The organism is Chondromyces crocatus (assembly GCF_001189295.1).
GTDB classification, from domain to species: domain Bacteria; phylum Myxococcota_A; class Polyangia; order Polyangiales; family Polyangiaceae; genus Chondromyces; species Chondromyces crocatus.
This window is the reverse complement of the sequence record NZ_CP012159.1, coordinates 6484098-6508975: the sequence shown is the minus strand read 5'-3', so window position 1 is coordinate 6508975 and position 24878 is coordinate 6484098. Positions and strand designations below refer to the sequence as shown.

The window sequence follows — 24878 nt, the reverse complement described above, 5'->3', positions numbered from 1 at the left end:
GGGCTCGAGCCAATCCACATCGCGCGAATCACCCTCGCCGTCCGGGGCATCGATGGAAGGGGCCTGCGCGCCGCCGTGCGCGACGATCGCGTCGATGAAGCACGCACGGAGTGCAGAGCGCTTCAACGCCTCCGCGCCACGGAGGTATCGTTGGGAGGCCAACCCGCTGACGTGGGGACCATGGAAAGGGGACCGGCGTGAAGGGAGTGCGACAGGATGACCAGCCGAGCGCGACGCCCGGAGCCGACGGCGCGCATCAGGCGCGACAGCCGATCCTGGTCGTCGACGACGACATCGAGATCCGCGAGATGCTCCGCATCGCGCTCAGCGAAGAGGGCTACGGCGTCCTCTGCGCCTCCGACGGGGCCGCGGCCCTCCACCTCCTCGACCAGGAGGTCCCCGGCCTCATCCTGCTCGACATGCGCATGCCGGTGATGGATGGCTGGGCCTTCGCGCGCGCGTACGCCGCGCGCCCCGGCCCGCACGCCCCCATCCTGGTGATCACCGCCGCCGTCGATGCCGGCCGCTGGGCCCGCGAGATCGGTGCCAGCGCCGCGATCGCCAAGCCCTTCGATCTCAACCGCCTCATCGAAGCCGTCGCCGAGCACATGAGCCAGCCCGCGCTCAGCTGAGCCACCTCGACCCCACCTCGGCCGAGCTGAAGCGCGTGGAAGGTCCGCGACGTTGCGCTGCGACCCAGCGTGAGGTCCAGTTCGACGGCTGACACGATTGCGCACAGGTCATCCTCGCGCCGCACGCGCTCGATGAGCGCCAAGGCACGAGCGTGCACACCTGCCTCGACGGAGCGGGCCACCTCGACGTCCGCGTTTGCCTACCGCTTCACCGCGCGCTGCATCGCGCACATCAGATCTCCCTGGCAGGCATCCACCACCTTCTCCGCGACCACCTGATTCCCCGCTTTCTCCGGTGTCGACGCGCTCCCCGCGTTTTCCCCCCCGGTTCCTGGCTTCGATCCCACGACGCCGCTGGTCCCGCCTGCGTGCTGCCCTGCCGGGCTCCTGGAAAGCGCCGCCACAGGCCCGGTCGGAGCCGTCGAGAGCGCTGCCACGGGCTCGGCCTGGACTCCCTTCATCCCCGGCCCACTCCCTGCCGTGGCGCCGGGAGTTCCGGCCGTTTCGCCTCGCGTCGCGCTCGAGGTGGTTCCCGTGGCGCTGACCATCGCCCTGCCCATCTCCACGCCCATCTCCACGCCCATCGTCCCGGAGGCCGCGTTCGCCATTCCGCCCGCGACCCCTCCCGCCATGCCCATCGACCCCGCAGCTCCCGGTGCCTGACTCACCCCAGGGCCTGGCGCGCGCCGCCCCGTGGACGACGTGAACCGCTTGCTCGAACGTTTCATGGCGGCCTTCGATCCCCGGGCTTCGCGTGCGCCGTCGGACCACGACGCCGTCTGCACGGGCAACGCAGCCGCCCGCGCTGCTGCGGCCACCCCTGTCGCTGCTGCTGGACCGTGCGCCTCCGCCGAGCTCCGCATCCCCACCGCCACCGCGATGCCGAGCCCCGCGATGATGCTGCCCGTGACCCAGGCCCCCACCGCGCCACGCAACGCTGGGCTCCTGGCCGTGGCCATCCCCTTGCTCGCCGCATCGGCCATCGCGTGTCGTCCCGGAGGCACGCCCAGCGGGAACACATCGAGGTGCTGCACCACCTCGTGCTGCTGAGCTTGCAGCGCACGGAAATCGATCATCCCGGAGTCGTCCTCCGCCCGCGACGCAGGCAAGGCGGCGTACGAATCCCCGGCGATCGCCGCCATGGAAGCGTTCTTCCGGATCAGCGCCTGGAGCGAGTACACCGTCGAGCCTTCCATCCGTCGCGCTCCCGACGAGGTGACGGACCCGATGCTCGGAAACAGCTTCTGCGCGTTGCTCATGACCCCGGATTGCTCCTTCCATGCAGTGCGCGCGCAGCATCGACAGCCATGCGGCGCGCGGGCCAGACGGTGCTCGGGGGAGGTCGATGCGCTGCCTAACGTTGGACACGATCGGGAGCCTTCATGTTTCTCGGTCCGATGAAAAATTCTCCTGATTCCCCGGGCCGGGAGGCCAGCCCCAGCTTGCGGTGACTTCCGTGGCTCCGTACGCTTCCAGCAGCCGATCGCGAGGGGAGGGGAGCGCCGTGCGACGTCCCGTCCTCACCCGACCGCAAAGAAGTTCCTAACTTCCAGTATCCATCGGGGATCCAGAGGCCAGATGAACTCCACGCGACGTCTCATGGTGCCTTTCGCGCTCACGGGCTGCTTCGCCGTCGCGCTCGTCGTCGGCTGCAAGAAGGACGAGGACGAGCTGCCGGTGCCCGTGGCGACCACCACCACGACCACCACCACGACCACCACGATGGAACTCGCGGTCGAAGAAGACGCCGGCGTGGACGCGGGTGAGGACGCAGGCGCCGACGCGGGCAAGACGATCGTGGGCACGGGCGACCCCACCGGCGTGCGCCGCTGTTGCCAGGCGCTGCGCCAGAATGCCGCCTCTGCGCCCCCCGAGCAGAAGGGCGCTTACCTCTCCGCCGCCGCGGCGTGTGACGGCCTGGTGAACTCCCCGCAAGGCCGCCAGGCCCTCGGCACCTTGCGCTCCTTCCTGCTCGGCGCCCAGCTCCCCGCGAGCTGCCAGTAACGCGACTCGACCCGAACGCCTCTCGGCCCGCCCGCTCGCGCCCCCCACCCAGCGCGCGGCATCTCGCCAGCGCGCGCCGTCAGCGCTTCAGCCGTGGACCCAGACCAGCGTCCCGCCGTCGATGTTGATCGCCCCGTGCCACTCCAGCGGCACCGAGGGCTCCGTCCAGTCGAACAGCCACGCCGCGTCGGCGGGCGCGAGGTTCACGCAGCCGTGGCTCCGCTCCTTGCCGAACTCGTCGTGCCAGTAGGCCCCGTGCAGCGCGTAGCCCTCGTGGAAGTACTGCGTGTACGGCACGTCGCGCAGATCGAAGGCCTCGGTCGCCTCGTCGTCCCCGTCCATCGTCGTCGACACGTGCTTCGTGTGGATCCGGAACACGCCCCGCATGGTCGCGTGCGTCGTCTTCGGATCACCCATGCCCCCGCGCCCCGTCGACACCAGCGTCGCGAACGCCGTCCGGTCCCCTTCGTAGGCCACGACCATCTGCCGCTTGATCGACACGTCGATCCACTTCCGGCCGCTCTTCGAGTACCCCTGCGGATCGTCGCGCCGCGGCGAGATCACCAGGCTCCCTTCGCCGATCCACGACCCCTCGGCCGTCTCCAGAAGCCCCCTGCGCCCCCCGTGGGTCCGCCCCGTGAGCAGCCACCCCGAGCGGTGCCCGGCCAGCCCCGCGCTCTCGAACTCCCCCCGATCGTCGGGCCGCATCAGCGCCGCGCCGTACGACTTCACGATCGCCGCGGCGCCCTTCAGCTCCGGCTCGAACTTCACGTCCACCGACACCTGCGGCGGCGACTCCACCACCGCCCACTGCGCGGGCGTCACCACCAGGCCCCGGAGCTGGCTCGAGCGCGCTGGCTTCGTCCGATCGAGCGGGATCAGATCCAGCTCCGTCGTCAGCCCGAACAGCCGCCCCGTCCACTCGAACGCCGTGGCCAGCCCGTAGGCCGAGCTCTCCTTCGCGCGCCCCGTGTGCACCGAGTAGTGCAGCTTCTCCTCGGCCCCGTACGGCTTCGGCAGATCACGCCCCGCGCTCAGGAACTCCGGCACCGGATCGAGCGGCAGATCCCGTGGACCCCCCATGCGCGCGAGATGCACCCCGAGCGACGACCCCTCCGTCCGCTCCTGGTCCTGTCGTGACGGCAGCCGGAAGTAGAGGTGCGGCGCCGGCGATTTCGAGATCACGTAGTGGTACGGCGCCGGCTCACCCCGCAGCGGCCCGCGCCCTGCCGCCGCCACCACCTGGTGATCCAGCGCGAGCGACGCCCCCTTGCCCACGCACACGTAGCCGCGCGGCGCGATCCGGTACCAGCCCCCCGCGCACCCCGTCGTCCCCGCGGACAGCTCCGCCCGATCCACCACCGCGCCTGCGCGCAGGTAGCCGAGCTTCGTCGACCGATCGTCCGGCGCCACGTAGATCCACGTGCGCATCGCGATGCTCGCGATCTTCGCGCCCTGACCTGGCAAGGTCGCGTCCCTGTCGCCCTCGCGCCCGGAGTTCGCCGCCGCGATCACCGCCGCGGACGACGCCTCGGCAGCGCCCGGCGCGCCCGGTGCCAGAAGCCCGATCCCTGCCGCCGCCTGGGCGTCGCCGTGTGCGAGCCGCCCTGGCGGGTCCTGGGCTGGCGCACAGGCCGTGACGAGCAGAGCAGAGGTGACGCAGGTGAGCAGGCGCATGTCGGGACGGAGGAGGGCCCGCCGTGGTGTAAGTCGAGCCGCCCCTCGAACGCAACGTTGCAGCGCATTCTTCCGGGCCCCGCCACATCGCCGCGCATTCTCCATGGCCCCGCGACGTCGCCGCGCATTCTCTCGGGCGCGCGCGTCCGGCAACGAGCCCCTCGTGGAGGAAAGCAGGAGCGGCTAACGTGCGTCCCCATGCGGCCCTGGGTCGTCGACGCGCTCGTCCGCGGCCATTTCGTTGCGTGGTTCCTGGTCGCGGTCCTGTGGACCCTGGTGACGGCGATCCTCCTCTTTCCCCGCCGCGAAGGCCGCGCGCCGAGCACCCTGCGCGTGCTCGTCCAGCTCACGGCGGGTGCTGCCGTCTCGCTCGCCGGCCTCCTCCTCGGCGACGCCCTCTCCATCCCGCACGTCCGCTGGCGCATCGACGCCGACAGCCCCCTCTCGCCGCCCCCCTCCTCGTTCGAAGCGCCCGCGAGCTGGCGCACCCTCCAGGGCCCTGCCATCCGCGTGACCGTCGACGGCCAGCCCGACATCGCCTTGCCGGCCCTCGACGGCCGAGGCCGCTGGATCCTCCTCGGCCTCCTTTCGGGCCGCGCCCTCGACGGCCTCATCGCGGCCCCCGATCTCCCACCCGAGGACGGCCAGCCGCGCCTCTGCACCGTCGTCGACGACGCCAGCGCCCGCCCCACCTGCCGCGCCTGGCCCCCCTCGTGGCCCGAGCCCACCCCCGCCTCCGAGCTGCGCGACCTCCGCTGGTCCAGGTCCCCCCTCGGCGCCATCGCCTTCGACGACGGCACCGCCCGCTACCTGCTCCCGCCCCGCACGCCCGACCTCGCCACGCTGGAGTTCATCGGCGACCCCACGGCCAGCGCCGCGCAGAACCCCCACGCCAACACCCCCCTCGTCCAGCTCCGGCGCATCAGTCACGAGCACTTCGCCGCCGTCCGCGTCGTCCAGCTCTACCCGCCCGCGAGCCCCCCCTTCCAGATCCAGCGCGCCGCCGCGGCCTTCACGGCCCCGACCCGCCTCCACGCCCTCCTCCCGGTCCTCTTTCTCGGCGTCCTCGCCCTCCCGCTCGGCGGCCTCGCCTACCTCCTCGCCCCGGTCTGGTTCGCGCGGCACCTGCGCCGCCGCCGCGCCCTGCGGCGCGAGCTCGACACCCCCCTGACCCTCGACCCCCTGCTCCCTGGCGGCCCTGCCGACGTCGCCCTCGACCACGGCATCCACCTCTGCGCCGTGCGCGACGACGCCGACCTCGGCGACGCCTTGCTCCCGCGCGGCGCCCTGGTCCCCGTCGCTCCCGGCGTCGCCGACGACGAGCCCTTCACCGCCCGGTCCTGGTACGAGCTACCTGCCCCCCGGGGCAGCGCCTCGACGGAGACCCCACCGTACCCCGACAGCGCCGTCCGCCACGAAGAGCGCGGCGCCCTCCGCCGCGTCGGCCTCCTCGTCCCGGCCGACCCACCGGCCTTCCGGCGCGCCGCCCGCGCCTGGCTCAGCGTCCGCCTGTCCCCCGTGGCGATGCTCCTCGCTGGCCTGTCGACCGCCGTGCCCGCCGCCATCGCCGTCGCGTCCCTCCTCGCCCAGCGCTGACGCGTCGACCGCAGCCCCCACCGACAGGAGGGCTCGGTCGGCGTGCCGTCGAGGTTTCTCCAGAGCCGCTTGCGAAGCTCACGAGTCCAGCGCTCGATCCGGCTCCGGCCGTGCCAGCGTTTCCAGGGGGATGAACTCGACACCTCGCCGCCGCAGCGCTTCCACCTGGTCCGGCGAGAAGCCGCTGCGCTCGCAGGTGCTCGCATCCATGCGCGCTCCGGTGAGCCTCGCGCCGTCGAACGAGGACTGCGCCAGCACGGCGCCGCGCAGATCGGTGCTGTGCAGATCGGCCTCCGTCAGATCGGCACCGCGAAGATCAGCGCCCCGCAGGTCGAACCCTCGCAGATCCGCGCCGCTCAGGTCCACACCACGGAGGTCGTGCTCACCGGACGCCCGGCGCTTGCGTAACTCGGATCGGTTCATCCGTCCCACCTTCCCAGCTCAGGATACGATGGGGAAACGGCGGGCAGGGAGACGGCGGGCAGGGAGACGGCGGGCAGGGAGATGCGTCGCCAGGCCCCGCGCGGGCCCGGCCGGAGCGTCAGCGCTTGCCGCGCTTGGACAGCAGATCGCCGAGGGTGCCGAGGCTCCTCGGGTTCGCGTTCTGCTCCTTCTTGGTGCCCTTCGCGAACGACTCGAACTCCTTGCGCTCCGCGTCCGACTTGAGGGCCGCGAACGAGAGCCGGATCCGCCCCACCTCGTCGACGCTCAGGATCTTCGCCTCCACGTCCTGCCCCACCGTGAAGGCCTTCCGCAGGTCGGCACCGCGCGGCGTCCCCGTCTCGGCGGTCGGCACGAGCCCCCGCCCCGAGCGCGGCGGCGCCCCCTGGATCTGCACGAACACGCCGAACCGCTCGATGCTCACCACCTTCCCCTTGATGTGCGAGCCCTCCACCAGCACCGGCCCCGCCGCCTTCTGCGGCGCCGACCCGTCGGGCGCTGCGCGGACCACCAGCGGCTTCAACCGCGCCTGCCCCGTCTCCTTGTCGAAGCCGGCCACCTGGGCCGAGACCCGGGACCCGATTTCCACCTGCACGGCCCCGTCCGGCGTGGAGAGAGCCGGCCGCTCGAACACCCCCTCTTGCTTGCCGCCCAGGTCGGCAAAGATGGCCTCGCGGGTGATGGCGACGATGGTGACCTCGATCTGGTCCCCGACCTGGTGGCGGCGCGACGGCCGCACCCCGCCAGTGCCGTGCTCGAACAGGGAGGCGAACGATTCCTTGGGATCCTGGGGCATGGGCCGCTTCATAGCGCGACCCGTGCCCGCGAGGAAGAAGCCGGCGAAGCGCCCCCCGATCCAGCGCACGGCGCTCGCCCTGGCCGACCTGGCCCCCACGCCTCGTCGGCTCCGGACGACCTCGACGAGTTGAGCGACGACGTCGACACGTTTCGCCAGCGGCACCACGTTCGCCACAGCGCACTTGCCTCCTCCGAGGGGCGCATCAGGCTCGCTCTGCCAGGAGCGTCGAACCGGCTCGCCCTGCTCGGTGCGGGTCGCGGCCGAGGACACCGCATGTCACGGCGCCAGAGGCTGCGAGGCTTCGTTTTGCAGGGTTTCGTGAACGCTCAGCAGCGTGGCTGCGGTCGAAGAGTAGCGAGCTTGGCGATGCTCTCGAACGGCGTCGCCAGGCGCGGGGCTCTCGGTCACTCGTCCGCCACGTGGAAGAACGGCGGCCCCGGGTTGTTGGCGTCGTACCCCCAGTGCAGCGTACCGTTCTTGAACATGGCGTAATAGGCGCGGAGGACGGCTTGCTCCGTCTTGAGCTCATCTCGGCGGTGGGGGCCCAGGCGTCGCAGGGTTTCCAGGATCACTGGTTTCGTCTGAGCAAACCTGGACCCTTTGGCAAGGAACTCCTTCACGACCGCAGCCAATGTCTCCGCGATGGGGCTCGCCGCCTCACTCATGGTGTTTACCTCCGCTGGAACAGGTAGCACCGGTCGCGACCGAACACCGCATGCAGCACGATGTGGGTCAGTCTGGGGTTCATCGGGCCAAGAAACATCGATTCAGCCGACAGCGATGGCGAGCAGATGCGCAAACTGCTCGGTGACGCAGCGTAGCCGCAGGTCGTGCGCGATCAGGTAGCGCATCGGTGTCGATGGCTACCGCGCATGCTCTGGGGAGGATGGATGGCTGGGTCGTGCTGACCAGAAACCCGTGCGGACCGTAGGCGTACGTGAGCGTGCGCATCCCAGCTCGACCAGCCTGCTACTTGCAGAGCTGCTCGAGATACCGCTCCCGGTGAAGCAGAAAATCCCGCGTGAGCTGGTGATGCTGCGTCTCCTCGTAGCGCACTTTTTCGATTCCTTCCGGCGGGAACAGGTAAATGTCGGCGTCTGGATACGCCATCACGATGGGTGAGTGGGTGGCGATGACGAGCAACACCCACGTCGTCAGAGCCTGGCCAGCCGCTGGCGTCTGGGATTTCGAAGAGGGGCATCCACTCGTCAAGGGCAAGTAGCGTCCAGCCATAGCTGCCTGCGCCGCGCGTCTCGTGTCCGCACAGGCACCGGTCAGGCACGCTGCCAAGAAGTCCTTGACGAAGTTCCTCGCGGTCCGGGCTCACCTCTCGTCGAACGCGGCCAAACGCATCACGCTCGGTCAGCGTCACGGCACCAGCGGGTGTGGTCGCCGTGCGCAGCCCCCCGAAGGGACCGTAGGTGTACCGGATGATCCCCCCCTCGGGATCATCCACCGCCATCGGCCTGCCGAGCGGAGCGCCAGCGATGCGGGTGACCGCCTGCCCGGGCGCCGTGATGACCTCGTCCCGATAACCAGCGAGCGCCAGCCGTGGTGTTTGGACAGCCCATCATGCACCCCGCTGTCGAGGCGCTCGCGACGATCATCCGCTCATGGTTTCAGGAATCAGAAATTCGATATTCTCCACTCCGCGCTGCCTGAGCCTGTTGCCGTGACGGAACCAATCTGCCGCACCGGCGCTGTAGCCTATTGATGCATAGGACGACTCCGCTTCAGTCGTCATGTTGCGCGCTCGCGTCGGAAAGCGGAGTCTCTGTGCGAATTTCTTCCAAACCCTGCCGAATTGTTTCAATGCTTCGTTGTTCTCACACACCATTCCAGTTGCCTTGTCAAACCAATCACCACGCGCGCCAACCTGAATGGCGAACAGCTTCTCGTCTTCAATGTTCGGAACGTCAGCCATGACCCAACCAAGCCGCGAAGGCGCGGACTCATCGGTCAGCGAACCACTGTCGACTGTCCCCGCAACCGCAAGAAATACGCGAACTGTGCCAGCCAACGCATGACGGTCCCCATCCCAAGCTTCACGCAAGCTGCGTCTACGCTGCAGCACCACGACCAGGTTCATCGACGACGTGAGCTCTGCGAGAAGGGCAAAGAACTCGTCCGGAAGTATGAATGCCTGTTTCGACTTCGATGCCACTGGTGCCTCACCGATCGTAAGGAGTGTAGCCAGGTCGCTGGCCTGTCGCCGCCTCAATATCATCCAAGGCTCGTAGCTCACGTGCAACGGGATGGCCCCCGTTTGCGCTTCGGCCGACGTTCTCCCGGTACATTCTGCCATCCGGGGCAAGCATCGTGATGTCAGGGCGTCGGAATGTTTTCGACCCACCCGGTGTCGGGATCACTTCTTCTGGTAGGGACCCTCCGCCAACGTGTTGATGGCCTTGGGTCCTGAGTTCGTCGATACGCCGCTCAATCGTCGCTCGGTGGGCCGGCCCCCCCCGGCTACCGTGCGGATTCGGTACACCCCCTGTGGGCCTCGCCCCTGCTCTTCCTGCCGCCTTTGCTGTGGACCCTACGGTGGCGGTGAGCGCTCCACCCACCCCAACAGCGGTGGCCAGGATAGACATGCCGATCGACCCGGCTTTGAACAAGCTGGCGCCCGCGGATTCCCAGTCCTCCGCGGCGGCGGCCTCGTAGGCCTCCACGCCGGCTTCGACCATCTGGCTGGCGGGATTGACGGCATCGAGGGCGCCGGGGATCCCGCTCTCCTTGTAGCCATTCCAGGCGGCCGTGATCGTCGTGTACGCGACGTAGACGCGACTGGCGCCACCCAGGATGCCGAGCTTGGCAGACTCCAGCAGCATCCTGGCCATGCCTATGCGGACGCCATCCATGATGCGCCGAGCGATGGCGTCGCCGCGACCCAGGGCCTGCAACGTGGCCGGGAGCTGGGGGCTCCACCCACCGCGGACCCCGGAGGTCCCGACATCCACCGGCGTCTGCGTCGAACCAGCGCCCGCGGCTTCCTCCAAGTTGCCCTCGACGACCTTGGGCGGCGCGGGCGGCTTCGGCTCGCGCGGGGGACCGAACACCCAGACGGTGCAGCCCTGCGAGCATCCGTCTTCCGTTGCAGGTGGCTGCTCTTGAAACCCACTGGGATCGACCAGCGACAGCGGGCTGTTGAGTACGTAGGAGTACGCGTTCCAGCTCTGCCCGAAGAGAGGTCGCGGCACGAGTGGATCCGGCGTGAGGAACTGGCCGAGCTTCGGGTCGTAGATGCGGCCCTTCATGTTCACGAGGCCGAGGTCGAGGTCTGCCTCGTGCCCGGTGAAGCCCAGCGAGGACAGCTCGTGGGGTGACGCCGTCTGCCCCGAGCCCCAGTCCGGGTGGCGCGGTGCTCCGAAGGCATCGTAGCTGCGCTGCTCAGCGACGGTCCCGGTCATGCCGTCGGTGAGCACATCGATGGACCCGAGGTGGTCGGCATGGACGTGCAGCGTGCGCGTGCCCTGTGCTGCCGAGCGCCGTACCAGAGAGATGACGCGCTCGTCGTTGCGGACATGGTAGCGATGCTCGACGGCCCCCGTGACGACATCGGTCACCCGCTCATACAGCTCACCGAAGGAAACGACCTCCTGCGTCGCCGTGGTCTTGCGCACCCGCTGCTGGAGGCCGTCGTACTCGAAGTCGACGGTGTCGCCGCTGGTGAGCGCGATCCGCTTCGGTAGGTCGAACGCGGTGTAGGCGATGGTCGCGCCGGGTCGCGAGGTCTGGTTGCCGACGGCATCGTAGCCATAGAAGGCGCCACCAGCCCGGGCGACGGCGTGGGGCTGCGCCGGGTCGTACTCGTAAGCGCCGACGCCGGGCTTCTGAAGCAGGTTGCCGTCGGGTCCGTAGGTGAACGGACGCTGGCAGAGGGCGGCGTTGATCAGCCCGAACTGCGCACACGTCAGCCGGTCCAGGAGATCGTAACGGAAGCGCTCGACGTTGGCGTGGATGCCATCGGAGCGTTCGACGAGCTTGCGGCGATCGTTCCAGAGGTAGGAGAGCTGCTGGACATGCACGCCCGACGCCTGCGTCTCGATGCGGCTCACCCGTTCCCGTGCCGCATCGAACGTGCGGAGCGTCGTGGCCGTCCCCCCACCGAAGCGCTCCCGCGTGATCCGGTTCCCTGCATCGATGGCCGTTGCCCGCCAGAACTCCGCGCCCGATCCTGCGTCCTTCAGTGCCCGCAGCCGCCCATATGGATCGTACTCCCGCTCGACAGCGAAGCTGCCGATCCCCGGCGCGCTCGGGTACTCGATCCGCTTGAGCCGCCCGCTGAGATCGTAGGACAGCCGGCTGGTGAAGCTTTCGCCGCCGAGTTCCAGCGTCGTCGTCGCTGGTCGTCCGACGTGGTCGAACCCATAGCGCAGCCGATGGCCCCCCGGGCTGACCACCAGCGCGAGCTGTCCGATCCCATGCTGCGCGTCATCCCACCGGAACTCGGTGACGCCGTCCTCGTCGACCTGCCTGTAGATCCGACCCAGCGTGTCGTAGCTGGTCGTGACCTCGCGTCCTGCCGCATCGAGCGACGAGATCTTCTGCCCATAGCCGTCGTAGTGGGCTGTGGAGACCCCCCGGTCCGGACTCAGCTGCCGTCGCACCCGACCGAAGGCATCGCGCTCGGTCAACGTCGTGGCGCCAGCAGGCGTGGTCACCGTCCGCAGCCCGCCGAAGGGACCGTAGGTGTAGCGGGTGCCGCCACCTTCAGGATCGCCCACCGCCATGGGCCTGCCGAGCGGATCACTGGCGATGCGGGTGACGGCCTGCCCAGGCGCGGTGATGACCTCGTCCCGCCCGACATACTCGTGCGTCGTCTCCGCCCCCCACGGCGTGACGTGCCGGAGCACCCGCCCCATTCCGTCGTAGGACCACGTTTCCCGGAGCTGCACGCTGCCTGGTGGTGCAGGATCCGCGATCGGCAGCGAGCGCCAGGCGAGGTGCTCGCCCCGCGCATCGAAGCCGACCTCCTGCATCATCCGCGGCGCTTGCTCTGCCCCCACGTCGAGCGCTTGCCACCACCAGCGCACTTCACGCCCGAGACCATCGAACTGCACGGTCTCGTCCTGGCCGCCCACCGAGGAGGTGCGAACCTTCAGGTTCCAGGCGTTGCCAGCCGCTCCACCGTCCTTCGTCCACGTACGCCGGATGGACGTGGGCATGCGCCCTGGGAGGCTCTCCAGCGTCACCCGGCCGAAACCATCGTAGGCCCAGCGGCTCACCAGACCGTTGGGGTCCACCGACGCGCGCAGCACGCCCAGTGCTGGGTCGTAGCGCGTGTAGCTCTGGTGGCCCTCCAGGTTGCGGTGCGCATGGGGCATCAAGCCCAGCGCGTCGTAGCTGGTGCAGGTCGCCCGTACCTGCCCCGTCCCGTCGCGCGACCGGGTGCTGTGGATGTTGCCCAGCGCGTCCCGGGAGAACCAGACATCGAGCTGCATCTCCGGGTCGAAGGGCTCGCCCCCAACGCGTTCCAGGCGCACATGCCCGCGCGCGTCATAGCTTCGGTGCATCACCCGGCACTGGGTCTCGCCGCCCGCCTTGCTGCACGTCGTCTCTCGCGTCAGCTCGCCGAGGCGCCAGGAGAGCGGGTCGTTCTCGAAGGTGCGTGTCACCGAGAGTTCGAGGTCGACGCCGTCAGTCTGCGTCTGCTCGGCGAGGATGTTCCCGTAGAGATCGAAGTCGCTGACGGTGCGCAGCGTGTCGCTCATCCGCGAGGCGAGATCCCCCTCCAGAGCGCGCACGGCTTCTTCGAGCGTCTTTCCACTCCCCGGCGAGAACGTGCCCTGATGACGGCTCTTCCCCTCCAGCAGCGAGAGCGTGAAGTACGTCCCCGCCTGCGTGGGGATCAGCGCCGGGTAGCTCCGCGTCGTCAGCAGCTCGACCGACACCGGCTCTGCGCTGTGCGCGTCCAGCGGCAAGCTCGGGCTCCAGCGCCACGATCGCTGCACCTGCCCTCGGAAGGGAAAGGCCTGGAACGCCCCATCAAACGTGACGTTGTCGTAGAACTCTGCCGTCCCCGCGCCGGTGTCGAGGTCACGCACGATCCTCGTCCCGAACCCCAGAAACCCGCGGCCCAGGCGATGGTGGCGGCCATTGCGGTAGGCCACCTGAAAGGTGCGCGGCCGGTCCGCGCCATTGTTGAGCACATAGCCGCTCACCACCCGCCGATGCCCGACCACGCACCGCACCGGATAGCGGCACTGGTCCTCATCGCTGTGCTCCAGAGGCCGGTAGGTGCGCTGCTCGGGTGACGGGATTCCCGTCGTGTCCTCGAAGCCCGCCGTCGTCCGAGCACGATCGATCAGGTGGTCGTACCGGATCTGCACGTTGGGCAGGTACTCGGCGTCCTCCGGGTCATGCGCATTCATGCCGTCCGTCACGGCCGCGAGCAGATCCTCCTGACCGAGGACATTCTCGAACACATGGACCTGGTTGTTGAACGCATAGAGCAGATCCTGCGCCCCATCCCCATTCACATCGGTGACCCGCGGCGTGAGCGGGTGGTCGGGCGTGGGCAGCTCGTCCTGCTGGAGCACAATGCCCATCGGCAGCCCGGGATGGACCACCTCGAACGTCCCTGGCCCGACCTTCCCCGTCGCCTGAAGCACCTTCCACGCGGGCAGCGACTCCGAGCCCCCATCACTCATCGCGAGCAGCAGGTCTTGCCGCCCATCGGCGTTGTGATCGAGCACCGACGCGAAACGAACGAACCTCGCGGCTCCGAGCGTCGGCGTCGCCAGGCTCGGCCCCGGATCCACGAAGCCCGCGCCCGTGTTCATCGACGTGTACAGCTGCTCATCGTCCCGGTTGCTCTGCACCGCATCGGGCAGCCCATCCCCGTTGACGTCGAGGAAGAACACCCGGTCACCCGGTGGCGTCAGCCGCAGCCCCGTCAGCGCGCGCGTCCACGCTCCATCGGACAGCTCGTACGAGAACGCGACGTACTGCGACCCTGCCCGCACCTGGCTCCCGACGAGGACCAGCTCCTGCATCACCAGGTCCACCCGCCCATCCGCGTCGATATCGATCGCGTGCAGCTCGGCGTGGCACGGGTACGGCGTCAGCGTATGCACCCGATCCCCGTGCGGCGCGAAGCCTCCTGCCGCCGCCGTCCAGCGGTGCAGATACCAGAGCTGCTCGTGCGCGCTCTGGTAGCACTGGAGCAGGTCCACCATCCCATCGCCGTCGACATCCACCAGGTGCGTCGACGCATCCGGGCTGCGCAACCCAGCCGGCGTCATGCCCATCGTGAAGGGACGCGGGACGCCGGTGTCCCGCCGCGTAAACGTCCCATCGCCATCCGACAGCAGCACTTCCCATGTCAGCGCCTGCCCGTGCACATCGTGCAGAAACAGGTCCATCCGGCCATCGTGGTCGTAGTCGAGCGGCGTCCCCAGCTCCGGCTGGTACGGCGGCTCCCCGTCGATGAAGTGCGGCTGCTCCTGCCCGGAGGCGGCCGCCTCGAAGAATGCCGGCGTCAACTCCTGGCTCCGGTTGAGCGCGACTGACCAGCGGGTGATCGGCTGCTCCGTGCCGGCCTCCACCACCATGTCCGACGTCACCAGGTCGTCGAGGCCATCGCCGCTGACGTCCATCGTCATCAGCGTCCCGCGCTCCGACAGCGGCACCTCCACAGGCGTTTGCTGCTGCATGTACCCAGCCGCTCCAGCCGTGTGCCAGGTGAAGCGCGTCGGCGGCTTGCACGTCCCATCTCCCCCGCACTCCCGGACCGCCTCCAGCCGCAAACGACCCGTCGCCGGCCCATGCCCGTAACCGAAGCGCAGCTCTCGGGCGAGCACCTGCCCCGGCCCGAACATCTGGATCGAGCGCAAGCTCAGCGAGCGGCGCAGCTCCATCCCGCGGGCGTAGAGCACGCGTACGTCCGCCGACTCCAGCGGCCCATACGTGAACTCCACCGTGCGCGAGGCCGGCACCCTCGGGTGCCCGGTGTACGTGAGCCGCTGCGGCGCGTGCTCGACGGTATAGCCCTTCGCGTGGAGGTCATTCCGGTAGACCACCTCCATCGTGTTGCCATCCCGGTCGCTGAGCCGCGTCAGCAGCCACGACCGCACCACCTGCTCCCGCGCGAGCACCCGGCCCGACGATTCTCCACCGTATTCGTAGATCAGCCCCGCTTTGCTATGTGCCCGCAGCCGCTTTGGCCCACGCTCCGCCGGCCACCCCTCGCTCTCCGCGAAGTCGGCCTCGACGCGCGTGAAGCTGTCCGGGAATGTGCGGTACTCCCTCGGCGCCCGTCCTGGCTGCGGGTCCACGGGGACGAGCCGTTGCCCATCGAGGCACAGCGCGTCGTCCTCGGCATCCCGGACGGCTGCGATGTGACCGTCTTGCGCGACGTTACGAGGGCAGCGATCGACGGACGAGAGGCCTTGCAGGTGGAAGCCGATGCCGAGGAGCCCCTCGCCCAGCGCGCTGTCGTAGGCAATCGCGAGCGAAGGCTCGACGCCGGCGCGGCCTGGCAGCGTGGGAACCGGGATCGTGTACGTCGCCTCGCCCGTGCTCGTGACCGAGAAGGAGCCTGGAAGGGTGCCTGCTGCGGCGGTGGGCCCCTGCGCGAGGTCAGGCGGGAACGGGGAGGGACCGTCGTCAGGGCCAAGGCACAGGAGCGGAGGGATCGGCGGGCTCGGGGAGGCCTCCCAGAGGGCCTGGGAGGTGCTCGACCAGAGGAGCAGAGAGCCCGCGTCACTGCACGCGCCGACGACGAGCACGGCGATGAGGAGAAGCAGCGCTCGGGGGAAGGGACGGCGCCGAGGGGTATGCGGCGAGGAAGCCGATACGAAGCGGAAAGCATGCTGACTGCTTGAGGCCGACATCGGCATGATGTGTGCGATCTCCAGAGTGAACACGTGCGAAACGATACCTCCCTCGCATCCTGGCCAGCCTTCACAGGGCGGACGAGCATCACGTTGCGATGGTCGCTGTGCCCGTGGAGGTTGGTGCGGGCGTGTCGTTGGCGTGTGCGACCTCGGCTCCAGAGAGAGCCAGGGTGAGTTCGACGTGATGGGGACGCGAATCGGACGCTTCCTCCTTGAAAAAGGGCTCGTCTGGACGAGTCGAACACGTGGCGAAGGGCTGTGCGACCGAGGGGATCGGTGCAGAGGTGACCCCTGCCGGACCGCTCCTGGTCACCTGGGACCATGTGCGTTCGAGGAGCGTGAGCAGCGCGTCGCGGTCCTCGGGCGTACGGTCAGCGTATTCCACCTCGCCTCCAGTGCTTTCTGGCGGGGGGGTCAGCTGGTGCGTGGCGTCGCGTCTGGATGACTGACGAGGGATGGATGCTCGACGGCATGTGAAGCGCGGTTGCTGGCGCGTGAAATGCCTTTGCCGTTCGGCGAAGTTCGTTCGACGTCACGTGAAACTCGTTCGACGCCACGCGAAATCCGTTCGACGGCACGTGAAACTCGTTCGACGTCACGTGAAGGCGGCTCGACGGCACGTGAAGGCGGATCGACGCTCAGCGAAATTCATTCGCTGAGTCGTGAATCGACACCAGTGAGGCAGGCTCGCGCATGCGGGAGGATGGTGCGAAGAGCCTGTCACGTGAATGCGCTTCGCTGCCGAGGGAAATTCGTTCGACGTCACGTGAACGGCGTTACCTGCCAAGCGAAGCGCGTTCGACGGCACGTGAAGCGCGTTCGACGTCACGCGAACGGCGTTGCCTGCCAAGCGAAGTTCCTTCGACGGCACGTGAAGCGCGTTCGACGTCACGTGAACGAGCATTCGCTGAGGCAAGGTTGCGCACAGGGTCGGATGAGGGACGTTCCCTGTCACGTGAACGCGGTTCGCTGGCAAGCGAAGTTCCTTCGACGTCACGTGAAGCGCAACCACCGACCAGCGAAGCAAATTCGCTGTCACGTGAAGCGCGACCACCGACCAGCGAAGCAAATTCGCTGTCACGAGAAGCGCAACCACTGACCAGAGAAGCAAAACCGCTGGCTCGATGAGCGCAATGACGGATCAGAACAGCAAATTCACTGGCACGAGAACTCGTTTCCTCCCCACGAAGGTGTCTTTCACGCCTCGAAGCGCTGCGATTCTCGACCGTTACGAGACCATCACGGGTCAGCACGCGACAGCCGCGCCCGTGTCGTCGTGCGTTACCTGCGCGTGAGTTCCTCCCGCCAGCACGAGGGGGCTGACGACCGAGCGTGGAAGCCATTCCGCTGAGCCGAGAAGCACGACCATCGGGCATCGCCTGGAACACCTCGTGCAAGGCGCTTGCTTGTCGTGGGCGTGAGCCAGCTCCGCTTCACGGGGCACGCCGGCGCAGGGCACGAGAGCTGCTCGATGACGTGAGCAATCCTCGAACGGGACTCGGGCGGTGCTCTGCGGGTCGGGGCGCATGGGAGAATCAAGGCGCAGGCGTCGTCGTCTGCCGCACACCTGGACCACCGTGAAGCGTCGTGGCGCCCCGACGCCTGCTGCGTCGGATGACGTACTCCAGCGCTGACATCAGGCCGCAGCGTGACCCGGCGAGCCTCCTGCGCGATGACTGACGAACTCCTCTCAGAGGCAGCAGAAGGTGGTCGGGCCTTCGGCGTCGACCCTGCCGGTCGGGCTCCCACCGCGTGGGGTGCAGGCGCCAGGTTCGTCGAGGAGCCAGCTCAGCGAGAGGCTGCGCAGACCCCCGGGTTGCACCTGATCCGAACACGCTGGCTGCTGGAGGCTCACGTTGGCGAGCGTCACCACCTGGCTGCATTCCGGATCGCTGAACGCCGTCAGGATTCCTTCGCAGGCACTGACCGCAGGCGCTTCGCACGTGCAGGGGGAGCACGCGAGGGACCCGTCGATCCCGTCGAAGAACACGCGCCGCTTCGAATAGCCGGCAGGGCAATTCGGCTCATCTCCGCGGGTATAGACACACTGGCGAAAGTCCCCTCGGCCTGGGGCGCGCACCACTGCACGCCGTCGTGACAGGTGCGCGGTATGCGCTTTCTCTCGCAGGCCATCGCGTGGAAGTCCCAGGCGAAGGCATCCGACGCAGGCACCATCCCGAGGTTGGGCTTGCAGACGCCCACGCGCGCCTCCGACGCGACGAGCGCGGCCATGTCGGCTTCGGCGATGGCAGGCACGTCCTGGCACGCACCATCCCAGGTCTCAGGAACGGGCAGGTGCAGATCGTCATCGCTCGGCCCATCACCAGTGCAGACGGGCTGGTCACGCGCAGCCATGGTGCTCGGAGGCATGCACGTGATGGGGCCACAGGAGCAAGACGGGCAGCCCCGCTCGATCGTGAGGCCATCGTAGCCGTAGTACATGCGCGTCGGCGCATGCTCCGGGCACGGCGGTGGTTCCAGATCTCGCCGCCCAGCCCACAGGAGCACGGGACCCACCCAGCCGAACAGCGTCTCTGGCACGCACTCGCCCTTGGCCTCGATGCAGGGATGACAGGGGTCGTCGCAGGTCTCGCAGGGTTCAGGGCAGGTATAGATCATGACCCGCCCGGTCTTGCAGGCCGCCGGGAGCAACGTGGTGAACGCCGCGAGGGCGATCAGGGCGGACCACGTCGCGCTCCTCGAACGTTTCGCTCTGCTGTGATGCATCTCCTGGCCACTCATCTCGCCTCCGCACAGCAGAACGTCGTCTGCTCGTTCGCCCACACCTCACCGATCGGTTCGCTCCCCGCGGGTTCACAGCGGCCAGGCTGCTGCTCGTACCACATCGCGTTCATGCTCCCGATGCTGAGGCTCATGGTGCCTCCCAGGGTGCCGGTGCAAGGAGAGCGCACGAGGTCCATGGCCATCCCGCTCCACTGTCCCGGCGTCATGTCGCACTCCGGACGCAGGAACAGACGGACCAGCGCGATGCAGCTCGCGTCCGTCGGTTCTCCGCACGTGCACGCCGTGCAGGTCAGCGACGTCTCGATCTCGCGGTAGAACATCCGTCGGTCGGGATGATCGGCCGGACAAGGCCCCGGCTCTCCTTGGCGCCACAAGCACTCCTTGAACCCGGCTGGCGTGAGCGGCGCTTCCGGTGGCCGCTCGTCTTCGGGAGCGATCTTCCCGGCACCGCATGCGCGCGCTTGCGTCTCCCAGACCGGCTCCGCCACCACGGGTTCGGGCCCGGTGATCGGCGAGCACGGGCTCAAGGTCGTGCTCAGGAACTGGAGCGACCGGAAGGTGTCCTTGGGGATCGTCTCACGGGTCACGCACGAGCCGTCCCAGGGGTCGGGCGCGAGATACGGGATGAACTCCGGGTCGGGCACGTCATGCGCGTTGCACATGAACTCGTTCCACACGACCATGCCTGCCGGCAGCTTGCACGCGGCAGGGCCGCAGGAGCACGACGGGCACTCCTGCTTCGCGGACAGGCCGTCGACGCCCTCGAACACCACCTCGGGGGCCCAGGCGGGGCAGCCTGGCGCAGGCGCGCCGGCGTCACCCCACCAGAGCAGCACGGGAGGCTCCCACCCGAGCGCGTCCTTGTCGTCGCAGCGCCCGTCGCGGCAAGGATCGCAGGCGCCCGCGCAGCAGGGGCCTTCGCACTGCTCGTCGGCACGTCCACACGTCACCAGGGCGACGAGGCAGCCCAGGCTCGCCAGGAGCTGAAGTGATTTCGAGGTCACGGAGTGTGAGCATTCGTGTGCTGCGCCCGGTGCGGTCAAGGTGACCAGGACCCAATTGCGACGATGAAGACCCGGAGGGTCCGTGCGGCGACGAAAGTCGACACTGGAAGTGCTTTTGTCGGCAAAGAAAGCGTCTCTATGGCAATGGCAAAGAGAGCGCTGGATTCGGCCCTGTGGATGCACGAGTCCGTGCGAAAGGAAAAAAATGAGACGAGCAATGCAATGCATCAAACGAGCATGCTGCCGCATCGTGATGTTCGCGAAGCAGATGGCCATCTGTCATGCATGCCCGTCGCGCCGGTCGACATGTCGCCCCGTGGTGGGGGAGAGGGGCAGGTGTTCGTCGCGTTCCGATCCGTGGTTCATCCGTCGTGCGCGCATCGTGCGCGGGTCGGAGCTTTCACCAGGTGAAGGCAACCGCTGGGAATGGCAACCGCTGGGAATGGCAACCGCTGGGAATGGCAACCGCTGGGAATGGCAACCGCTGGGAATGGCAACCGCTGTCGCTTCCATCGCCGCGCGACCGGGGTGACCCGATCTCCCGGGTGAAAGCAGGTGCTGCGAAATGGTCATCGCTGTCGCCTGCAATCGACGCGGAATGGGCCCTCATGGCGCACCACCGATGTGCGCTCCCCACAGGCGTCTCCACCCCATGACGCGAGCCGACATCGTGCCCGGAATCCCCGGTGACTGCGCTGCGTTACGCAGTGCGCACCATACGCAGTGCGCACCATTTACACGGTCACACGGTGAAGCGCTCGGCTGGCAAGGTGGAATGATCTGCGGAGGCAAAAACCGCATGGAACGGCAGGAAGCTCGCATGGTTGGGCGTCAAATGGCATTGACGGTTCGCGTGTCGAAGTCCTATACCCGCGTGCACACTCCACGCAGTGTCCCAGGAGCATGGGCGGAGCAAGGACGAGGTCCACACCTCACCACGTGACCGCGATGCGCTGGGGCCGCGAGGGCCCATCACGCATGATCCATGCGGCAGAGGAGCCCGACCCCCAGGCAGCCAGAGGTGGTTGCCGTGCTCTTGCTCGTGCATTCACAGGAGAATCGTCATGAAGTGGTTGGCAAAGTGCAGCGCGATCGCCCTCATCCTGGGCGCTGGCTCCTTCACGGCCCTCGGCTGTGCCGTCGAGATGGACCCCGAAGAGGGGCTCGAGCTGGGCATCGAGGAGGCCGAGGCCACCGAGGCGTTCGATGACGAGGTCGAGGCGATCGGCGAGGACGGGCAGGAGATCGCGATCGGCACGGACACGTCGAGCGCCACCTGCAACCAGTGCAGCAACTGTGTGCTGTATGCCCGCTGCCGCCAGCCGAAGCTGCCTTTCGGTCTGACGACGTATGCTCAGAAGCGGGCGATCATCAACACGCAGACCGCGAAGGCCGGCTACGTGGCGATCATCAACTCGGGCAGCTCCTACGGTCACGTGGCCTATGTCACCAAGGTGAACGGGTCGACCATCACCATCGCCGAGGGCAACTGGCCCAACGGCAAGTGCGGCACCCGCTCCGGCACCAAGGCCGGGCTGAAGATCGTGGGCTACTTCAAGCCCTGATCACGTTCGTCCACACCATGGCGCCGCGAGGGGGGGACGGCGCCAGGCGAATCCGGCCAGAGACCAGGCCGATCTCCCCACGAACGAGTCTCTGCATGCGCCTCGGTGCGCTCGTTTCGCTCGGGTCCTGGTGATCCGCGCGTTCGAGCGCGTCCTGTCGCGTGAGCGCCCAGCGCCTTCGCCGCTCGTGCGGGTGGGTTGCGCCTGGAGCCGTCCCGAGCCGCCCGAACCCGCGGCTGCGTGTCGTGTGACCATTGCAACGTCATCGCAGGAGGTACGCCATGAAGTGGTTTGCGAAGTGCGGAGCGTCGGCCCTGGTGTTCGCCATGAGCGCGTTCGTGTGGTCGGGGTGTGCGGTGGATGTGGACGCGGGGGACGAGCTCGAAGCCGCAGAGCTGGGCGAGGCCGTCGAGACCGACGACCAGGAGCTGGCCATTGGCGACGGGGACACGTCGAATGCAACGTGCAATCAGTGCAGCAACTGCGTGCTGTACGCCCGGTGCCGTCAGCCGAAGCTGCCTTTCGGGCTGAACACGTACCAGGACAAGCTCAACATCATCAACACGCAGACGGCGGCGGCAGGTTACGTGGCCGTGATCAACAGCGGCAGCTCGGCGGGGCACGTGGCGTACGTCACCTCCGTCAGCGGTTCGACCATCCACATCGCCGAGGGCAACTGGCCCAACGGGAGCTGCGGCACCCGCTCCGGGACGAAGGCAGGCCTGAAGATCCAGGGCTACTTCCGGCCGTGAGGGCACGCCGCTGGGGCGCCAGGGGCGTGCTTCGGGCACGCCAGGAGCCCCATCGCGTGACGGAAAGCGTGTCTCCGACGTGACGCGTTGCGCGACGACCCGAGGGTGCCTTCAAGGGCTCTCGGGTCGCACGGCTTCGGGTTCGCAGACCACGACGCAGAAGGTCCGTCGTGCGCGAGCTGCGCAGCGCGAGACGCAGCGCAGATGTGCTGTGCAATGCAGCGCCATGCGTCTGCGGCCGGATTTTACAGCCCACGTGCTGCGGTTCTGCATCGGAGGGCCAGGACGGCGCTTGTAGAGAAGGCGACCACCTGGGAGGATGTGTGCCGGCTGCTCGCGCAGGCCTTCGGAGGACGGGCGGATGGCGGATGTCGACTTTTCGTTCGCGTGCGAGGTGGACCGGGGAGCGGCCGGTGCCTGGAGTCACCTGGAGGTCGTGCGATTCCAGGGTCGCGAGTCCATCTCCGAGCTGTACCGCTATGAGCTGACGCTCGCGGTGAAGGCGCCGCATCCGGAAGTGGATCCGCGGGATCTTCTGGGCTTGCGGGCGACGCTGCGCATTGCGACGGGATCGGTGCCGACGTTCAAGGTGGTGCACGGAATCGTCGTCGAGGCCGAGGAGCTGTTCGAGGCGCCCGACGCGATGCTCTACCGCGTGGTCCTGAGCCCGCCCTGGGCGCGGGCGCTGCACCGGACGCGGTGCCGGATCTTCCTCGACAAGACGGTGGAGGCCATCGTCGACGCGGTGCTCCAGGGCGATCCGCGGGTGACCCGCCGCGATGGCGCCGAGGTGGACGAGGACGTCGGAGGGCCGAGCTTCACGCCAGCCACGGAGCAGTACACATGGCGCGTCCAGGCGACGGGGCGGATCAAGGACGCGCGGGTGCGCCCGTTCGTCGTGCAATACAACGAGAGTGATTTCGCATTCGTCTCGCGGCTGCTCGAAGAAGAAGGGATCAGCTACCACGTCGAGAATGGTCAGGAGGCCTGTTTGCTGGTCCTGGCCGATGACGATGGGGGCAGGGCGCGCATTGCCGGCGGGCCGCTCGCGGCGAATGTGCTCGGACGCGAGGTCGCGGCGCTGCGACTCGGCGGGAGGCTGCGGCCGGAAGGGGTGGCGCTCGCGGAGTACAACTGGAAGAAGCCGCAGCTCGCGATGGGGGTCTCCGCGGGCGAGGGGGCGGCGGATGCGCTCCTCGAGGTGCATTACCCCGGCGGCTATCCGGACGGGCCGGAGCAAGGAGCGCCGCTGGCGCTGGCGCGGTTGCAGCGTTTCCAGGTGGAAGCGCGCTACGCGGTGGGCGAGGGGGCCGTGCGGGTGCTGTCGGCGGGATCGGTGTTCGCGCTGGAGCACGACGAGTCGACGCACGAGGGGGAGTTCCTGGTGACGCAGCTCGACGTGCGCGGCGAGCAGCAAGGGGTGCTGGCGCAGGCGTCGAACGCGCAGGAGAAGCCGTGGGCGGCGCGGTTCGAGCTGGCACGGCGCGGGGAGGGGGCGCGGGTGGAAGCGTCGCACTTCCGGCCAGCGCTGCGGACGCCGAAGCCGCGCATCCAGGGGACGCAGACGGCGGTGGTGACGGCGGCGCCCGGCGCGTCGGGCGCCGAGGTGAACGTGGGCGGGCCGGATGGGCTCGCCGTGGGGTGCGTTCACGTGCGGTTCCGCTGGGACTCGGACACGGCGCGGCTCGCGAAGGAGCCGTCGAGCGCGTGGGTGCGGGTGAGCCAGGTGTTCGCCGGGCCCGGCCAAGGGGCAGTGTGGCATCCGCGCGTGGGGGACGAGGTGATCGTCGCCTTCGAGGAGGGGGATCCAGACCGGCCGGTGGTCGTGGGACGGCTCTACAACGGGGCGAACTTGCCCGCGCGGGTCGGTGGGCACGAGAGTTCGATGAAGTCGCTCTCGACCCCGGGGGGCGGGACGTACAACGAGATCATGTTCGGCGACGCGGCGGGCTCGGAGCTCTTGCACGTGTTCGCGGGCAAGGATCAGGCGACGGACGTGGCGAACTACCGGCGCGAGGGGATCGCGGCCAACGCCTCGATGATCGTCGGCGCGGACAACACCGAGACCATCGGTGCGAACCGGACGGAGAGCGTGGGGTCGAACGACTCACTGTCGATCGGGGTGAACCAGACGATCACCATCGGTGGCAATTCGACGGCGATCATCGGGGCGAACCACACGCACACGGTGGGCGCGAACGAGGTGAACCTGGTGGGCGGGGCGCAGCTCGTCCAGGTGGGGGGAAACCAGGTCGAGACGGTGGGCGGGGTGGTGACCGAGACCTACGGCGCAGCGCGGATCACGACGGTGGGCGGGGCGGTGACGGAGGATTTCGGCTCGATCATGAGCGTGTCGGTCGGGGGGAACGTGACGGAGTCGTGCGCGTCGCACGCGCTGGAGGTGAGCGCGGCGCGGCTGATGGCCATCGGGGGGAACTACACGACGGTGGTCGGTGGAGCGAGCACGCTCGGGGTGGGTGCGGTGCTGATCGACGCGAGCGCGGGCCCGCAGGACCTGACGGTGAGCGGGAACATCGTGCGGTCGGCACCGGTCCACCTGACGACGGCGGCGTTCGAGCACGACATCAAGGGAGGCAAGATCTCGGCCGCAGGGTCGAGCCTGTCGATCAACGTGGTGTCGCTGGAAGCGCTGGGGATGTCGCGGTCGGTGACGGGCGTGAAGAAGTCGAAGTCGTACGTGAGCGAGAGCGCCGACGGCTTCAAGAAGGACGGGGCCGGGATGATCATCAAGCTGGCGGCGGTGGGGATGCTCGCCTCGGGCGTGGATCACCAGGGCGGCGGTCCGGACGTGGAAGGCTGAGC

Annotated in this window: 17 protein-coding genes; 6 read left to right on the top strand and 11 right to left on the bottom strand. The window is 68.5% G+C overall.

Annotation, left to right across the window (positions count from 1 at the left end; genetic code table 11):
- Positions 1-197: 197 nt before the first annotated feature.
- A complete protein-coding gene (locus CMC5_RS23720) occupies positions 198-632 on the top strand; it encodes a response regulator (protein ID WP_082362729.1) in 435 nt (144 codons plus the stop codon).
- A 200-nt stretch (positions 633-832) separates the two neighbouring features.
- Here CMC5_RS23720 and CMC5_RS23715 read toward each other — a convergent pair whose 3' ends face one another.
- Positions 833-1891 carry a hypothetical protein gene (locus tag CMC5_RS23715; RefSeq protein ID WP_050432561.1) on the bottom strand — a complete coding sequence of 353 codons (1059 nt, stop codon included), beginning with the start codon at positions 1889-1891 and terminating at the stop codon, positions 833-835.
- A 340-nt stretch (positions 1892-2231) separates the two neighbouring features.
- On the opposite strand from CMC5_RS23715, the gene CMC5_RS23710 reads away from it, so the two are divergent.
- Positions 2232-2636 (top strand): hypothetical protein, encoded by a 405-nt coding sequence (locus tag CMC5_RS23710; protein ID WP_050432560.1) that lies wholly within the window; start codon positions 2232-2234, stop codon positions 2634-2636.
- An 87-nt stretch (positions 2637-2723) separates the two neighbouring features.
- Here the strand turns inward: CMC5_RS23710 and CMC5_RS23705 are convergent, their stop codons facing one another.
- Complete coding sequence (locus CMC5_RS23705) at positions 2724-4313, bottom strand: L,D-transpeptidase (protein ID WP_082362728.1); 1590 nt, start codon at positions 4311-4313, stop codon at positions 2724-2726.
- 198 nt (positions 4314-4511) lie between these two features.
- Here CMC5_RS23705 and CMC5_RS23700 point away from each other — a divergent pair, with 198 nt between their 5' ends.
- Entirely contained in the window at positions 4512-5909 is a 1398-nt protein-coding gene (locus CMC5_RS23700; RefSeq protein ID WP_050432559.1) for a hypothetical protein, read from the top strand.
- A 78-nt stretch (positions 5910-5987) separates the two neighbouring features.
- On the opposite strand, the gene CMC5_RS23695 is transcribed toward CMC5_RS23700, so the two are convergent.
- The 9 genes from CMC5_RS23695 to CMC5_RS23655 all read right to left on the bottom strand — a co-directional run bounded on the left by CMC5_RS23695 (position 5988) and on the right by CMC5_RS23655 (position 19738).
- Positions 5988-6332, bottom strand: a complete 345-nt coding sequence (locus tag CMC5_RS23695) for a pentapeptide repeat-containing protein (RefSeq protein WP_082362727.1) — start codon at positions 6330-6332, stop codon at positions 5988-5990.
- Positions 6333-6450: 118 nt separating this feature from the next.
- Positions 6451-7146: a S1 RNA-binding domain-containing protein gene (locus CMC5_RS23690; RefSeq protein WP_245677710.1), complete on the bottom strand. Its 696-nt coding sequence runs from the start codon at positions 7144-7146 to the stop codon at positions 6451-6453.
- A gap of 407 nt (positions 7147-7553) precedes the next feature.
- On the bottom strand, positions 7554-7814 hold the full coding sequence (locus CMC5_RS23685; protein ID WP_050432557.1) for a hypothetical protein: 261 nt from the start codon (positions 7812-7814) through the stop codon (positions 7554-7556).
- A 304-nt stretch (positions 7815-8118) separates the two neighbouring features.
- Complete coding sequence (locus CMC5_RS44875; RefSeq protein ID WP_156338829.1) at positions 8119-8295, bottom strand: hypothetical protein; 177 nt, start codon at positions 8293-8295, stop codon at positions 8119-8121.
- Between the two features lie 457 nt (positions 8296-8752).
- Positions 8753-9313, bottom strand: coding sequence for a hypothetical protein (locus tag CMC5_RS44870; protein ID WP_156338828.1), 561 nt, complete (start codon positions 9311-9313; stop codon positions 8753-8755).
- A 7-nt stretch (positions 9314-9320) separates the two neighbouring features.
- Positions 9321-15881, bottom strand: coding sequence for an FG-GAP-like repeat-containing protein (locus tag CMC5_RS23680; protein WP_218920049.1), 6561 nt, complete (start codon positions 15879-15881; stop codon positions 9321-9323).
- A 1798-nt stretch (positions 15882-17679) separates the two neighbouring features.
- On the bottom strand, positions 17680-17859 hold the full coding sequence (locus CMC5_RS23665; RefSeq protein ID WP_156338827.1) for a hypothetical protein: 180 nt from the start codon (positions 17857-17859) through the stop codon (positions 17680-17682).
- A 32-nt stretch (positions 17860-17891) separates the two neighbouring features.
- Positions 17892-18716: a hypothetical protein gene (locus CMC5_RS23660; protein ID WP_156338826.1), complete on the bottom strand. Its 825-nt coding sequence runs from the start codon at positions 18714-18716 to the stop codon at positions 17892-17894.
- An 11-nt stretch (positions 18717-18727) separates the two neighbouring features.
- A complete protein-coding gene (locus tag CMC5_RS23655; RefSeq protein WP_050432551.1) occupies positions 18728-19738 on the bottom strand; it encodes a hypothetical protein in 1011 nt (336 codons plus the stop codon).
- Between the two features lie 1064 nt (positions 19739-20802).
- Here CMC5_RS23655 and CMC5_RS23650 point away from each other — a divergent pair.
- The 3 genes from CMC5_RS23650 to CMC5_RS23640 all read left to right on the top strand — a co-directional run bounded on the left by CMC5_RS23650 (position 20803) and on the right by CMC5_RS23640 (position 24876).
- Complete coding sequence (locus CMC5_RS23650) at positions 20803-21303, top strand: CHAP domain-containing protein (protein WP_050432550.1); 501 nt, start codon at positions 20803-20805, stop codon at positions 21301-21303.
- 281 nt (positions 21304-21584) lie between these two features.
- Positions 21585-22055: a CHAP domain-containing protein gene (locus CMC5_RS23645; RefSeq protein ID WP_050432549.1), complete on the top strand. Its 471-nt coding sequence runs from the start codon at positions 21585-21587 to the stop codon at positions 22053-22055.
- Between the two features lie 361 nt (positions 22056-22416).
- Positions 22417-24876: a type VI secretion system Vgr family protein gene (locus CMC5_RS23640; RefSeq protein ID WP_050432548.1), complete on the top strand. Its 2460-nt coding sequence runs from the start codon at positions 22417-22419 to the stop codon at positions 24874-24876.
- Positions 24877-24878 lie beyond the last annotated feature (2 nt).